The organism is Chromatiales bacterium (assembly GCA_020445605.1).
GTDB lineage: Bacteria > Pseudomonadota > Gammaproteobacteria > JAGRGH01 > JAGRGH01 > JAGRGH01.
Map to the genome: position 1 here is coordinate 53,862 of JAGRGH010000031.1, position 12,620 is coordinate 66,481.

The 12,620-nt window shown below is 62.8% G+C and carries 14 protein-coding genes; 3 read left to right on the top strand and 11 right to left on the bottom strand.

From position 1 onward, the window contains the following. Window positions 1-326 precede the first annotated feature (326 nt). A complete protein-coding gene (locus tag KDG50_05230) occupies window positions 327-596 on the top strand; it encodes a glutaredoxin (GenBank protein ID MCB1864810.1) in 270 nt (89 codons plus the stop codon). Here the strand turns inward: KDG50_05230 and KDG50_05235 are convergent. The 11 genes from KDG50_05235 to cysS all read right to left on the bottom strand — a co-directional run bounded on the left by KDG50_05235 (window position 587) and on the right by cysS (window position 11,359). Then, the gene (locus KDG50_05235; GenBank protein ID MCB1864811.1) at window positions 587-1,447 is read right to left on the bottom strand and encodes a hypothetical protein; all 861 of its coding nucleotides are present in this window, start codon (window positions 1,445-1,447) and stop codon (window positions 587-589) included. The genes KDG50_05230 and KDG50_05235 overlap by 10 nt on opposite strands. A gap of 17 nt (window positions 1,448-1,464) precedes the next feature. Further along, entirely contained in the window at window positions 1,465-1,863 is a 399-nt protein-coding gene (locus KDG50_05240) for an HIT family protein (GenBank protein ID MCB1864812.1), read from the bottom strand. 14 nt (window positions 1,864-1,877) lie between these two features. After that, window positions 1,878-2,987, bottom strand: coding sequence for a hypothetical protein (locus KDG50_05245; protein ID MCB1864813.1), 1,110 nt, complete (start codon window positions 2,985-2,987; stop codon window positions 1,878-1,880). 36 nt (window positions 2,988-3,023) lie between these two features. Beyond that, entirely contained in the window at window positions 3,024-3,554 is a 531-nt protein-coding gene (locus KDG50_05250) for a peptidylprolyl isomerase (protein MCB1864814.1), read from the bottom strand. Between the two features lie 228 nt (window positions 3,555-3,782). Continuing rightward, complete coding sequence (locus tag KDG50_05255) at window positions 3,783-4,136, bottom strand: hypothetical protein (GenBank protein ID MCB1864815.1); 354 nt, start codon at window positions 4,134-4,136, stop codon at window positions 3,783-3,785. A gap of 293 nt (window positions 4,137-4,429) precedes the next feature. Beyond that, window positions 4,430-6,310: an adenylyl-sulfate reductase subunit alpha gene (locus KDG50_05260; protein ID MCB1864816.1), complete on the bottom strand. Its 1,881-nt coding sequence runs from the start codon at window positions 6,308-6,310 to the stop codon at window positions 4,430-4,432. Beyond that, window positions 6,310-6,792 (bottom strand): adenylyl-sulfate reductase subunit beta, encoded by a 483-nt coding sequence (aprB, locus tag KDG50_05265; GenBank protein MCB1864817.1) that lies wholly within the window; start codon window positions 6,790-6,792, stop codon window positions 6,310-6,312. Before aprB ends, KDG50_05260 begins: the two co-directional genes overlap by 1 nt. Window positions 6,793-6,815: 23 nt before the next feature. After that, window positions 6,816-7,664 carry an adenylyl-sulfate reductase gene (locus KDG50_05270; GenBank protein MCB1864818.1) on the bottom strand — a complete coding sequence of 283 codons (849 nt, stop codon included), beginning with the start codon at window positions 7,662-7,664 and terminating at the stop codon, window positions 6,816-6,818. Between the two features lie 500 nt (window positions 7,665-8,164). Next, window positions 8,165-9,175, bottom strand: a complete 1,011-nt coding sequence (locus KDG50_05275) for a serine/threonine protein kinase (GenBank protein MCB1864819.1) — start codon at window positions 9,173-9,175, stop codon at window positions 8,165-8,167. A 97-nt stretch (window positions 9,176-9,272) separates the two neighbouring features. Next, window positions 9,273-9,824, bottom strand: coding sequence for a midcut-by-XrtH protein (locus tag KDG50_05280; protein ID MCB1864820.1), 552 nt, complete (start codon window positions 9,822-9,824; stop codon window positions 9,273-9,275). Window positions 9,825-9,976: 152 nt separating this feature from the next. After that, the gene (cysS, locus tag KDG50_05285; GenBank protein ID MCB1864821.1) at window positions 9,977-11,359 is read right to left on the bottom strand and encodes a cysteine--tRNA ligase; all 1,383 of its coding nucleotides are present in this window, start codon (window positions 11,357-11,359) and stop codon (window positions 9,977-9,979) included. Between the two features lie 154 nt (window positions 11,360-11,513). Here cysS and KDG50_05290 point away from each other — a divergent pair, with 154 nt between their 5' ends. Both KDG50_05290 and KDG50_05295 read left to right on the top strand, forming a co-directional pair. Beyond that, a complete protein-coding gene (locus KDG50_05290; GenBank protein ID MCB1864822.1) occupies window positions 11,514-12,119 on the top strand; it encodes a peptidyl-prolyl cis-trans isomerase in 606 nt (201 codons plus the stop codon). Then, on the top strand, window positions 12,116-12,607 hold the full coding sequence (locus tag KDG50_05295; protein ID MCB1864823.1) for a peptidyl-prolyl cis-trans isomerase: 492 nt from the start codon (window positions 12,116-12,118) through the stop codon (window positions 12,605-12,607). The genes KDG50_05290 and KDG50_05295 overlap by 4 nt, the downstream gene beginning before the upstream one ends. The last annotated feature ends 13 nt before the right edge of the window (window positions 12,608-12,620 follow it).

Consider the following 12,620-nt stretch of genomic DNA (forward strand, 5'->3'; position numbering starts at 1 on the left):
ATCACCGTATGGTCGGATTGGGATCAGGGGATTCGGCGCATGGGTTTGTTGGAGAAACCCCCGCCAATTGCGCTATTTTGTCATTTTTCCCGGCGGAATCAAACGGTAACGGCCGCCATCCGCGTAGCCGGTCCGGGCGCAATTTTCGGCTCGTCCCTAAATTCAATGACATGCGATCATTGCTGATTATTTTTGTTTATCCATGCGCTAAAGCTTTGAAATCCGGACGCATCCCCCGGCGCCCACGCCTGCCCGTTTCAGCGTGGATTTGCGCCGCTCGGCAAGGGGCTGCCGGCCCGGAAAAGCGCAATCTGTAGGTGTCGCCCATGCCAGCGCGAATTGAAATCTTCTCGACCAGTTTTTGCCGACACTGCGTCGCAGCCCGCGAGTTCCTCGACGCACGCAACATCGAATACGTCGACAATCGGCTCGATCTGATGCCTCTGGAACGCGATGAGATGATCCGCCGTTGCGGTCTGAAATCCGTGCCGCAGATCTTCATCGACGGCAGGCATGTCGGCGGTTATGAACAGCTGGTCGCACTGCAAAACAGCGGCGATCTCGATCGGCTTTTGGGAAAGCGCAGTCAGATATAGAGTATGCCGTCGCGACGGTTGTGCACGGCCGGGCGATCTTCCGCCCCGGCCGCGATGCGCAGTTTCGCCTCCACGCGAAGCGCCTCGATGAGGTCGCGATCGACGATCTCCGGATAGAGCATGCAGAATCTCGCGACTTCCATCGCGTGCGGGCGACAGCTGCGCTCCAGTCGCCGGCGATCATCCAGGTCCAGACCGTGCAACATCAATAAACGCGGCGACTGGCGTTCGATGTAGCGCCGACAAAGATCGCGATCCGATGCCTCCGGCCAGTCCTCACGAACCATTAGCGGTGGAAACGGATTCGAATCATGCCCGTCGGCGCCGCGCTTGAACCAGCGGGCCTTTGGGCGCGTGCCGGCGCGCTCCGCGACGAGTCGTTCAAACCGGTAATTGACGGGCGGCGCCTGGTTGCGCTTCTCTTCGTCGGTCTGCGCAATCGGCATCACTGCGGCCGGCAACGCCGTCCATTCGGCCCGCGCGGGAAACTTGTCCATCTGTTCCGCTTCGGCGCAGGAGAACACCAGGGCAAGTGGCGACTCGTCGGCGGCATCGAGCAGCCAGTATTCATAGAGGTCGGCGGCGGGAAACGGCAAACGGATACTGGCGAGATCGTCCAGCAGTTCGATGAGCTGTTCGTCCGCCGAACCGCCGTCACGCAATTCGTCGCGCACGCGGTGCGACTGGATGTCACTGGAGCTGACGGTGGCAACTCGTACATGGCTGCGCTTGACGTACTGGATTTCCCAAATCTGACCGTCCAGCGTGATGGCGCGATACTTGTCGGACTGGGCGATCTGGACCTGCCCCGAGAACGGCGGCATCAGGCGTTGCGAGAAGGCCCGGATCATGTTGCAGCGACGTCGGTCTAGTCCGGGTGGACGTTGTAGAGCTTCTTGTCGGGGATCACGCCACGCACACCACCCTTGGGATTCTCGACATCCCCCTTGTAGCGCGGGATCACGTGGATATGCAGATGCGGAATCGATTGCCCGGCCCACTTTCCCACGTTGATACCGATGTTGTAACCATCGGGACGAAACTTTTCGTCGACCATTGCTTTGCCCTGCGCCACGAGGGACCACAGCTCATCGCGTTCTGCGTCATTGATGTCGAAGTAGCTCGCGAAGTGCCGGTGCGGTATGACCAGAAAGTGACCCTCGCTGGCCGGGTGGCGATCAAACGCCGCAAACCCGTATTGGCCCTCGATCATGACCCGCCTGCCCGACTTGCGTTGGCAGAACCGGCATTCCTCCACGCTGGTCATCTCAATTTCCACAACTACACCTGCAACAGACGGATCAGATCCTGAGCCTCGCGCACCTGCTCCCCGGCCGCCTGCTGATAGGCGGAAAACTTCGTGCCCTCAAACAATGCGGCAATCTTCCTGAACTCGCTCTCGGCGGTTTCGGCCATATCCAGGGAATCAGACTCTCCCGCCAGGGCCAGGAGTGCCGAGGCGCGATTCGCCGCAACCATCGCCCAGATCATCGGCAGCGTCTGCGAATCCAGCACCTTGAGCACCGTGTCGTAGAGCGGCACGCAGGCCTCGAGTGATCCGATGTCTTCCTCGTGCACGCCATGCGCCTGCATCGCAACGGCCAGATTGTTCTGGGTGATGGCCCAGGCATGGAGATTGTTCTCCGGGCGTCGCACGCCCAGCGCATTGCTGTAGGCCACGACCGACTGCTCCAGCGTGCGCGCGCCGCGGCGGTGCGTGCCGAGCTGACACAGCACGTTCGCGACATGGCCCATCGCGGCCGCCCAGGCTTCGGGCATCTCGTTACGTGGCAGAAAATTGACCGCCAGCTTGAAGGTCTCCAGGGCTTCCTTGAGCATCCGGGTGTCGTCTTCCAGCGCGCCGAGACACTGCATCACGATGCCAAGGTGGAGTTTGGTGTGCGCCCACTCCCGCGGGGTCGCCTCGGACGAACGTATCTCTAGGGCCTGTTCGTAGGACATCGCGGCCTGTTCCAGAAAGTGACTGCTGCCGCTGCGCTGACCGATGAAGCCCATGACGTCGCCGATACAATGATGTATGGCCGAAAGCCGGACCGGATCCTCCTCGCGGTCCGTCATCATCTGCATGGTCTGAAACAGTTCGATGGCCTGCTGGAAGACGTGCGCGCCACCGAGCCGCAGCTCATGGAGGTCAGCGGGATCCTGCAGGGTGTCTTGTGAGTTCGCCCACTCGATCAGGTTGGGCTTGTTCGGCGCCAGCGCAAACACCGTGTTCTCATAACGGTCGATGGCATGCTCGAGCGCGCCGCAGACGGGCGACTCCGGATCGAGCAGATCGACCAGATAGCCGCCATCATTCTGGTAACGCCACTGAAAGCTGACCCCGAGACCAGGACTCAGCAGGGTTTCGGCGTAAAGACTGCCGGACATGCGGGATTACGCCAAGTCGGCCATATGCAGCGCGACCTATTCGAGAACGCTCTTGACCTTGACGCCCTTGCCCACGATCTCGCTTACATCCGGATTGGCATCGACTGGCCCGCCGAAGGACATCTCCTCGGGGGTCGCATCGCGAACCCTCAGAATCTCCAAGCGAAACAGGACCTCCCGACCGCACAGCGGATTGTTGCCGTCGATGGTGATGGTATTTTCATCGAGGCGCGTGACGATGAAGGTCTTGGTTTCGCCGTTCTGATTCTCCATCAGAATCGACATGCCCAGCTCCCGGTACTCTTCCGGCACGTTCTCGATCAGGTCCGTGACCACCAGCGACTCGTCGCGCGGGCCGTAAATCTTGGTGCAGTCGATCGGCACCTCGATGACATCGCCCGGCAACCGGCCTTCAAGCTCCGCGGTCACCTGCGGCGCAAGCACCTCGTTGACGCCGTGGACATAGCCGATCGGAAATTCGACGCCCGTCAGCACGCTGCGAGTCTTGGCATCGATGACCTTGTAGGTCAACTCGACGAGTTTGCCCGGGCCGACCGGGTCTTCCATCGCTGTCTCATTCATGATCGGTCACCGTGGTTTGCGGAGATACCAGCCAACGTCGCGCGGAACCAGCAGGCTGTTGAAACGCTCTTTTCAACGGCCTGTGATCGCGAGACAGGGACGTCTCGCCCGAAAATCGAACACACAAGTGTCTGATTTTCGTGGGCAACCGAAAACCGCGCTTTTCGGTTGCGACGTTGAAAAGGCCAGGGATGGGCTCCTTTCAACAAGCTGCTAGAAGATCGAAGCGCCGAAAATCTTGACGGCACCTTCCTTGTCATGACCGAGCACCAGCCGACCCAGCCATTCGCCGGCACGCTTGGTGCTGCGCATCCGGTAGAGCACCGTGACATGCTCGCCACGCCGGATCAGACCCAGATAATCGTAATTGCTGTCCAGGCTGCGGGTCAGTTCGCTCTTCGCGAACTGCTTGCCCATTTCGACCTCGTTCAGCCCGAACAACAGGTCATAGGAAAAATTCCGGACGAACTTTCCGTACTCCCCTTCGTTGGAGAACTTGATCAGGTCGTCCCACATCGGATGGGCGGCGGCAGTGATTTCATCGTCGGACTTTTCAATGATGCTCATAAGACGCTCCGGGCGTGCGGAGATGGAACCATGTTGGTCGGGAGAGGCCTCGATCGGTTGCCACGTTCTCCACGGCGCGGGAACCTGCCGCCATTTCCGAAGCGCGCCAGCGCTTGAAAATGAGGACAACAAATAAGGTCGCGCGTTCTCGCTTTCGTCACTCTGGCGATACTGGACGGATCGATCAGAGCGCCCGAAAAAAAAGATCAACAGGTTCGCTGTTGATCTTTCGGTTCGGGCGATCAAAGGTCCGGGAGCGTCCGCGCTCGGCGGATGCTCCCGGCCGACATTGATCAGGCCGCTTTCTCTTCTTTTTCCGAGATCAGGTGATAGCAGGGCGCCTTCTCCATCGTGTATTCCCCGGTCTTGGGGTCACGACGCGAGACGGTCAGCACGTGCCAGTTCTGATCGTCGACCTTCAGGAAGTCACCGCGATAGTAATAGCCGGGCCACCGGGTTTCCTTGCGGAACAGGGTGTGCTGCATGACGGCTTCCGAGGTCAGATGCCGATGCTTGACTTCCCAGGCGCGCAGCAGCTCGTGGATGTCCTCGGCTGCGATCTTCTCGAGGTCCTCTTCCAGAAGCTTCATCTTCTTCAGACCGATGTTGAGCAGCTTCTCGTTGGTCATGTAGCTGACCGTCACACCACCAGCGTACTCGTCCATCAGCTTCTGCAGGCGATCCAGGGCCTGACGCGGGTTGATGTAGTTCGGGTTGACGCTGCCGGCGGTGATCTCGTTGCGATAGACCTTGTAGTGCTCCATCGGCTTGTAGATCTCTTTGCGGCGACGCTCGATCTGCGTGTCCGTCACCACGATGCCCTCGGCCTTGCCGTCGTCGATGTACTGGCAGGCGGCCTTGGCGGCCAGACGGCCTTCGGTGAACGAACCGGACGAGAACGCGTGCGGCGTACCACCGACGGCGTCACCGGCACCGAACAGACCTTCGACGGTCGTCATGCGGTTGTAGCCCCAGAAGTACTCGGGCGGCGAAATGTCCTCCGGACCCGAACACCAGGCACCACAACCCGTCGCATGCGAACCCATGACGTACGGCTCGGAGGTCGTCAGTTCCGGGTTTTCATACTTCGGATCGACGTCGGTCGCGGCCCACAGCACGGCCTGACCCACGGTCATGCCCAGGAAGTTGTGCCAGCCGATCTCTTCGAGATGCGGGTCCTGGAACGCTTCCATCGTGACCATGTGGATCGGACCACGGCCTGCATTCACCTCGGAGATGAATGCATGGTTGCGCAGACACGTCGGGATCGGACGGTGCGTCAGGTGGGACGCCTCCGGATCCAGGTATTCCTTGCCGACGATCTGCTGCAGCGACGGCCACCACTTCGACTCGTACTCTTCGCCGAGGCCGTTCTGGGTGTAGGTCTTCAGATGCAGGAAGTAGGCGCCGACCGGGCCATAGCCGTCCTTGAAGCGCGCCAGCACGATGCGGTTTTCCATCTGCGTCATCTTGGCGCCGGCCTGGATCAGAAGGCCATAGGCCGAACCGGAGGACCACGGCGCGTACCACACGCGACCCGCACCCTCGCCGACCGAACGCGGCTTGTAGATGTTCGATGCACCGCCGGCGCCGACGATCACGGTCTTCGACTTGAAGACGTGATAGTTGCCCGTGCGCACGTTGAAGCCAACAGCACCGGCCACGCGGTTGTCCTTCGCCTCGTCCATCAGCAGGTGCGTGACGCAGATGCGGTTGAACACCTTGTCGGCCGACTTCTTGGCGGCCTCGGCGACGAGCGGCTTGTAGGACTCACCGTGGATCATGATCTGCCAGCGACCTTCGCGCAGATACGAACCGGTCTTCGGGTTGCGCATGATCGGCATGCCCCATTCCTCGAACTGGTGCACAGCCGAGTCCACATGGCGGGCCATGTCGAACAGCAGGTCCTCGCGGACCATGCCCATCAGGTCGATACGCGCGTAGCGAACATGGTCTTCCGGATTGTTCTCACCGAAGCGGGTGCCCATGTAACAGTTGATTGCGTACAGGCCCTGCGCAACGGCGCCGGAACGGTCGATGTTCGCCTTTTCGGCGATGACGATCTTCTTGTTCTGGCCCCAGTAGCGGGCCTCGAACGCCGCACCGGTGCCACCGAGGCCGGCGCCGGCGACCAGGATGTCAATCCCGTCTTCAACGATAGTCTTGAATTTCATTAGTAGTACACCCCGGCTTTCAACTTGAGGCCATTCGACTTGAGGGTGTGGATGTCACCATCATCAAGGCGGATGTATTTCGGCTCGTTGTACAGGAGCTGGCTCTTGCGCTGTTCGGCGCTTGGCGCCGGAACCTCACGCAGTTGCGGAATGGCGCTGCCCCACGGCTTGGTGGTGATCGGCGCCAGCAGGTCCATGTCCTTCTTGCCGTTGCGGAACTTGATGCGCCAGGCGATGACACCCTTCTCCTCGTCGCGCTTGACGCGGACGGAGTGACCGAGCGGGGCAAAGTCGGCATAACCGCGCACGTCGATCGCCTGATGCGGACAGGCTTTCACGCAGGAGTAGCACTCCCAGCACATGTTCGGTTCGATGTTGTAGGCACGACGGGTGACCGTGTCGATATGCATGATGTCCGACGGGCAGATATCGACGCAATGACCACAACCGTCACAACGGGTCATGTAGACAAAAGTTGGCATTGTGAATACTCCTTAACTTTTGATCAGTAGTGACGGGGCGCTTCGCGGTTGATACCGAGCCCCATGTTGGGCGGATTCTTGCCCATGTATTCTGGAACGTCCGGGAACCGGGCGTGAACCGCCGGATCCGACAGGTCGAAGTCAGCCGGCAGATTCTCGCGCGAGCCGTCGGCCTTGATGACCTTCTTCTGATAGGCAGCGGCGGGCTTGAAGAACATGTGCGCGAACTTCGACCAGAACACCGTGCCGAACAGCATGGTGCTGGCCGCGACGAACAGCACGAAGAACGCCATGGTCCAGCCGGCGACCGCGTTCTGCTGGGTGATCGACCAGAGCAGACCGAACGTCGCCGAGAACAGCAGGCCCAGGATGAACAGGTCGCCGCGACCGTTGAGGTGATACCACTTCACGCCTTCGGAAGCGACATCCACGCGGATCGAGAACCAGAACCAGTAACCGCCGATGCACAGGGCAATCGCGCCCACATGCCAGATCACCGGCCAGATTCCGGCGTCGGTCGACGTCGGGTAGGCGAAGATCAGCACCGCGGTGGCCAGCACGAACAGCACGAACCCGTACATCGTGAACAGGTGCGAGATACGGCGACGCGTGCTCTTGAACTCCGAAGAGGTCAGCACCTCGTTGGTCAGCGTCTGCAGGGCCAGGCCCGCCTTTTCGCCGCCGCTGAGCTGGCGCTTCGCGCTCTTCTGGGCCTTCTTGGCATTCTCGAAGAAATACTTGGCACTCTGCTTGTGCATCATGTCGAGAATCGTGCCGCCGATCACGAGGATGACCATCAGGACGATGTAGCCCTGCATGATCTCCGGCGAGATGATCGCCGAGAGTTCGGCGAATGGGTTATACGCAAACATGAGACCTGATTTCCTCCAGCGCTGCTGACTGCCAGGTGCCCGCGGCATCGGCCCGCGGCGGGTATTTGAAAACGTTGCCCTGCGGCCCCGTTCTCACGGATTGACATCGACCTGACGGGAGGGAGACACAAGGAAACCCCGACACACCGATGGTGCGCCCGGTCAGATCAGAAAGTTCGAAGATGCTAATGCGCCCACCGCAACAACACAATTCACGGTATTTTGCTTGCCCATAAATTGCCTTGATCTTGTCAAGTAACTGAATTTACTCGCTTATTTTTTTGTCATCGGATCGTAATTCAGCGCAGCCCGGCCGAGTCCAGCCCGACCCGAGCGCTCGGTAGGTGCGGATTCTGGCCCGCCCGGCGGTCACGGAATCGCAAATCTGTCGCGCCGACGGGTTGGATGGGCAGCGTTCTGACCCCGGGCCCTGCGCTTGCCGGCGCACGAAAGGACCGACCAACCGGGGACACCGAATCGCGGCCAGGCGTCCTCCGGACTCAGCTCCAGACCAGCGGCGCCTCGTCCATCGCCGCCATCTGCTCGCGCAGGGTCAGGACGTGGTCCTCCCAGAACCGCGGCTCGGCGAAATACGGAAAGGCCGGCGGAAACGCCGGGTCGTCCCAGCGCCGGGCGATCCAGGCGGCGTGGTGCATGATGCGCAGGGTGCGCAGCGCCTCGATCAGATTCAGCTCGCGCGGATCGAATTCCCGAAACTGGCAGTAGCCCTCCAGAATCGCATCGAGCTGCACGGTGCGATCGGGGCGATCCCCGCTCAGAAACATCCACAGATCCTGGATCGCCGGCCCCATGCGCGAATCGTCGAAATCCACGAGGTTCGGCACGCCGTCGCGCCACAGGATGTTGCCGGGGTGCGCATCGCCGTGCAGCCGAATCGCGCCGACCCGGCCGGCGCGTGCGTAGCAGGCGCGCACCCGCTCCAGCGCATCGCGGCTGACCGACTCGTACGCCGCGGTCAGATGCCCGGGCAGCCAGTCGTTCGCGAGCAGATAATCACGGGACGCATCGCCGAACGACGCCACGTCCAGAACGGGCCGGTGGGCGAACGGGCGCACGGCGCCGACGGCATGCACACGCGCCATGTGCCGGCCGAGAATCTCCAGATTGTCGAGGTCGTCGAGTTCGGGCGCACGCCCGCCGCGCCGCGGGTAGACCGCCACGCGATATCCACCGATATGGTGCAGGGTCTTGCCGCTGTCGTCGGCCAGCGGCGGTACGGCGGGAATCTCCTCGTCGGCGAGTTCGCGCGCGAAGGCGTGCTCCTCGCCGATCGCGGCGTCGGTCCAGCGTCCGGGCCGGTAGAACTTCGCGATCACCGGTTCGGCATCCTCGATGCCGACCTGGTAGACGCGGTTCTCGTAGCTGTTCAGCGCCAGCAGGCGGCCGTCGCAGGCCCAGCCGAGACTTTCCAGTGCGTTGAGCACCTGGTCCGGCCCCAGCGCGCGATAGACGGCGCCCGAATCGACGTCAGCCGGATTGCCTCCGGGCATGGTCAGCCCCTGTTATCGCGGCGCCTCCCTGTGCCGCGCTCAGCTGTGAACCATCAGGGTCGGCCGGCGATCGGCCGGCGTGATGGAAATGCCGTCTCTACGGCGGTACCGGCAGATTCACCTGGATATCGCAGAAATCCCCCACGTTCAGCACCGTGGACGGCGACTCGCTGCACGTGCCGCGATAGACACCGCCGTTGGAGACTCCACCGTTCGTGCAGGCGGTCAGGATCGCGGGCGGGTAGCCCTGGACATCAATGATCTGCTGCGTCACGGTCGTGTCGTTGAACACCTGAAAGCAGTCATTCTCGTCCGGCAACTCCACCGTACCGCCGCCGCTGAGGACCATGGCCAACATGGTCATGCCGGCCTTTGCGTCACCGATCAGCTTCACGCCGCTGGCGCCCGAAGCAAGGGCGGCCACGGCGAACGCGCTGATCATCAGCTTCGATCCACTGCCCTGCGGGCGCCGGATGAGCCGCGCGGCCAGCACGCCGAGCAGTACCCCGAGGGTGACCAGTCCGAGGCCGCCAATACCCGGAACCGCGCTCGCGAACGGCGCGTGAACGATCGCGCCGCCGTTCCCGCCCAGCGCCAGCTGTGGCGCCAGCAGCAGGCCCAGACCGAGCACTCGATTGACAAATTTCATCTTCGTTTACCCCAAATCCGCTTGGAAGTCGCAATTCAGCAGTTCCGGAGGCCTGCAAGCCAGGGGCAGACGCTAACCGAAAGGCCCCGTCCAGCGCCACTCCGGCCGTGAACCGGCCGCCGTGCTGGCGGCCGTTAAGTGGCGCGTCAGGCTCAGCCCCGGCGCCAGGTCGTGCCCTGGGCACCGTCCTCGATGGTCACGCCGGCCGCGGCGAGTTCGTCGCGGATGCCGTCGGCGCGGGCGAAATCCCGCGCCCGGCGGGCCTCGGCGCGCCCGGCAATCAGCGCCTCGATGCGGTCGGCGGACATGCCCCCCTCGCCCGCGCCCTGCTGCAGGTAGGCCTCGGCATCGCCCTGCAACAGACCAAGCACGCCGGCAAGTTCGCGCATCGCGGCCCCCAGGGCGGCGGCGGAGGCGGGGTCGGCCTCACGAACGCGATTGACCTCGCGTGCGAGTTCGAACAGGACTGCGATCGCCTCGGGCGTGTTGAAGTCGTCGTCCATCGCGGCCGTGAACCGCGCGCGCGGCTCGACAATCGCCGCGGGCGCCGCGTCCGGCAGCCCGCGCAGCGCCGTGTACAGCCGGGTCAAGGCGCCGCGTGCGGCGTCAAGCTGCTCATCACCGTAGTTCAGCGCACTGCGGTAGTGGCTCGCCAGAATGAAGAACCGCACCTCTTCCGGCGAATAGCTCGAGAGCACCTCGCGCACCGTGAAGAAGTTGCCCAGGGACTTGGACATCTTCTCCTCGTTCACGCGCACGAAGCCGTTGTGCATCCAGTAGCGCACGAACGGATGCCCGGTCGCGCCCTCGCTCTGGGCGATCTCGTTTTCGTGGTGCGGGAACTGCAAGTCCATGCCGCCGCCATGAATATCAAAGGTGTCGCCGAGACACTCGGTCGACATCGCCGAACATTCGATGTGCCAGCCGGGCCGGCCGTCGCCCCAGGGCGAGGGCCAGCTCGGCTCGCCGGGCTTGGCGGACTTCCACAGCACGAAATCCAGCGGGTCGCGCTTGCCCTCGGCGACGTCCACGCGGGCGCCGGCGCGCAGGTCGTCGAGCTGCTTGCCCGAGAGCTTCCCGTAGCCCGGGAAATCCTTCACCGAGTAGCAGACGTCGCCGTTGTCGGCGACATAGGCGAGCCCGTTGTCGAGCAGCCGGCCGATCATCTCCAGCATCGAATCGACGTGCCCGGTCGCGCGCGGCTCATGCGTGGGACGGAGCACGCCCAGCGCGTCGGCATCCTCGTGCATGGCGTGGATGAAGCGCCCCGTCAGCGCATCCATCGGCTCGCCGTTTTGCGCGGCACGGGCGATGATCTTGTCGTCGATGTCCGTGACATTGCGCACATAGGTGACCCGGAAGCCACGGTGCATCAGGTAGCGATAGACCACATCGAACACCACGAGCACGCGCGCATGGCCGAGGTGGCAGTAGTCGTACACGGTCATGCCGCACACGTACATGCGGACCTCGCCGGGCACGAGCGGTTCGAACGGCTGTTTGTCGCGGGTCAGGGTGTTGTGGATGCGCAGCATTGGCGGACTCGCCCGCAAGGGGGCGCCGATGGTAGCCCAAGCCCGGCGGCGCCACCAAACGCGCGGCGGCATGGACGGCATTGCGGTGGAGCCCGGGGCGGCTGACCGCTATCATGCGCGCCCATTCCCTCGCCTTTTCTTCCCGGAGTCCCGAATGTCCCGCTTCGCCCTCGTTTTTGCGCTGGTCCTGGCCGGCGCCCTGCCCGCGGCCGCGCAGGCCGTCCAGGTGGAACTCAAGACCAGCCTCGGCCCCGTCGTGCTGGAACTCGACACCGAGAAGGCACCGAAGACCGTCGAGAACTTTCTCGCCTATGTTCGCGACGGCCACTACGACGGCACGGTGTTCCACCGCGTGATTCCGGGCTTCATGGCCCAGGGCGGCGGCTTCGACAAGGACCTCAACCAGAAGTCGACGCGTGCCACCATCGAGAACGAGTCCGGCAACGGCCTGACGAACAGCCGCGGCACGATCGCCATGGCGCGCACGAATGCGCCGCATTCGGCGACCGCGCAGTTCTTCATCAACCTGATCGATAACGACTTCCTGAACAAGAAGGGCTCGCGCTGGGGCTACGCCGTGTTCGGCAAGGTCGTCGCGGGCATGGAAGTGGTCGACGAGATGGCCGCGATCCCGACCGGCGCGCGCGGACCGTTCCGCCAGGATGTGCCGAAGACCGACATCGTCATCGAATCGGCGCGCATTCTCGAAACCGCCGTTGCGCAGGAACCCACCACCGGAACCCAGGAGGCCCCGAAATGATCCGCATGCATACGACGCTCGGCACGATCGACATCGAGCTGGATCACGCCAAGGCGCCGATCACGGCAAAGAACTTCGAACAGTATGTGCGCGACGGCCATTACGACGGCCTGATCTTTCATCGCGTGATCAACAACTTCATGATCCAGGGCGGCGGCTACACCGCCGACATGAAGGAACGCAAGACCCGCGCGCCGATCCAGAACGAGGCAAAGAACGGCCTCGGCAACCGCGTGGGAACGATCGCCATGGCGCGCACCAGCGCGCCGCATTCGGCGTCCGCGCAGTTCTTCATCAATGTCTCGGACAACAAGTTCCTCGACTATCCGGGTCAGGACGGCTGGGGCTACTGCGTGTTCGGCCGCGTGGTCGACGGCATGCCGACCGTGGAAAAGATCAAGAGCGTGGCGACCGGCAACCGCGCCGGCCACTCCGACGTGCCGGTCGACTCCGTCACGATCGAACGCGCGGAAGTCATCGAAGGCTGAACGAGACTCCGCG

Excerpts from the sequence above, each read along its gene's own strand:
- KDG50_05230 (MCB1864810.1), top strand. The coding sequence starts at position 327 with ATGCCAGCGCGAATTGAAATCTTCTCGACCAGTTTTTGCCGACACTGC.
- KDG50_05235 (MCB1864811.1), bottom strand. The coding sequence starts at position 1,447 with ATGATCCGGGCCTTCTCGCAACGCCTGATGCCGCCGTTCTCGGGGCAG.
- KDG50_05240 (MCB1864812.1), bottom strand. The coding sequence starts at position 1,863 with ATGACCAGCGTGGAGGAATGCCGGTTCTGCCAACGCAAGTCGGGCAGG.
- KDG50_05245 (MCB1864813.1), bottom strand. The coding sequence starts at position 2,987 with ATGTCCGGCAGTCTTTACGCCGAAACCCTGCTGAGTCCTGGTCTCGGG.
- KDG50_05250 (MCB1864814.1), bottom strand. The coding sequence starts at position 3,554 with ATGGAAGACCCGGTCGGCCCGGGCAAACTCGTCGAGTTGACCTACAAG.
- KDG50_05255 (MCB1864815.1), bottom strand. The coding sequence starts at position 4,136 with ATGAGCATCATTGAAAAGTCCGACGATGAAATCACTGCCGCCGCCCAT.
- KDG50_05260 (MCB1864816.1), bottom strand. The coding sequence starts at position 6,310 with ATGAAATTCAAGACTATCGTTGAAGACGGGATTGACATCCTGGTCGCC.
- aprB (MCB1864817.1), bottom strand. The coding sequence starts at position 6,792 with ATGCCAACTTTTGTCTACATGACCCGTTGTGACGGTTGTGGTCATTGC.
- KDG50_05270 (MCB1864818.1), bottom strand. The coding sequence starts at position 7,664 with ATGTTTGCGTATAACCCATTCGCCGAACTCTCGGCGATCATCTCGCCG.
- KDG50_05275 (MCB1864819.1), bottom strand. The coding sequence starts at position 9,175 with ATGCCCGGAGGCAATCCGGCTGACGTCGATTCGGGCGCCGTCTATCGC.
- KDG50_05280 (MCB1864820.1), bottom strand. The coding sequence starts at position 9,824 with ATGAAATTTGTCAATCGAGTGCTCGGTCTGGGCCTGCTGCTGGCGCCA.
- cysS (MCB1864821.1), bottom strand. The coding sequence starts at position 11,359 with ATGCTGCGCATCCACAACACCCTGACCCGCGACAAACAGCCGTTCGAA.
- KDG50_05290 (MCB1864822.1), top strand. The coding sequence starts at position 11,514 with ATGTCCCGCTTCGCCCTCGTTTTTGCGCTGGTCCTGGCCGGCGCCCTG.
- KDG50_05295 (MCB1864823.1), top strand. The coding sequence starts at position 12,116 with ATGATCCGCATGCATACGACGCTCGGCACGATCGACATCGAGCTGGAT.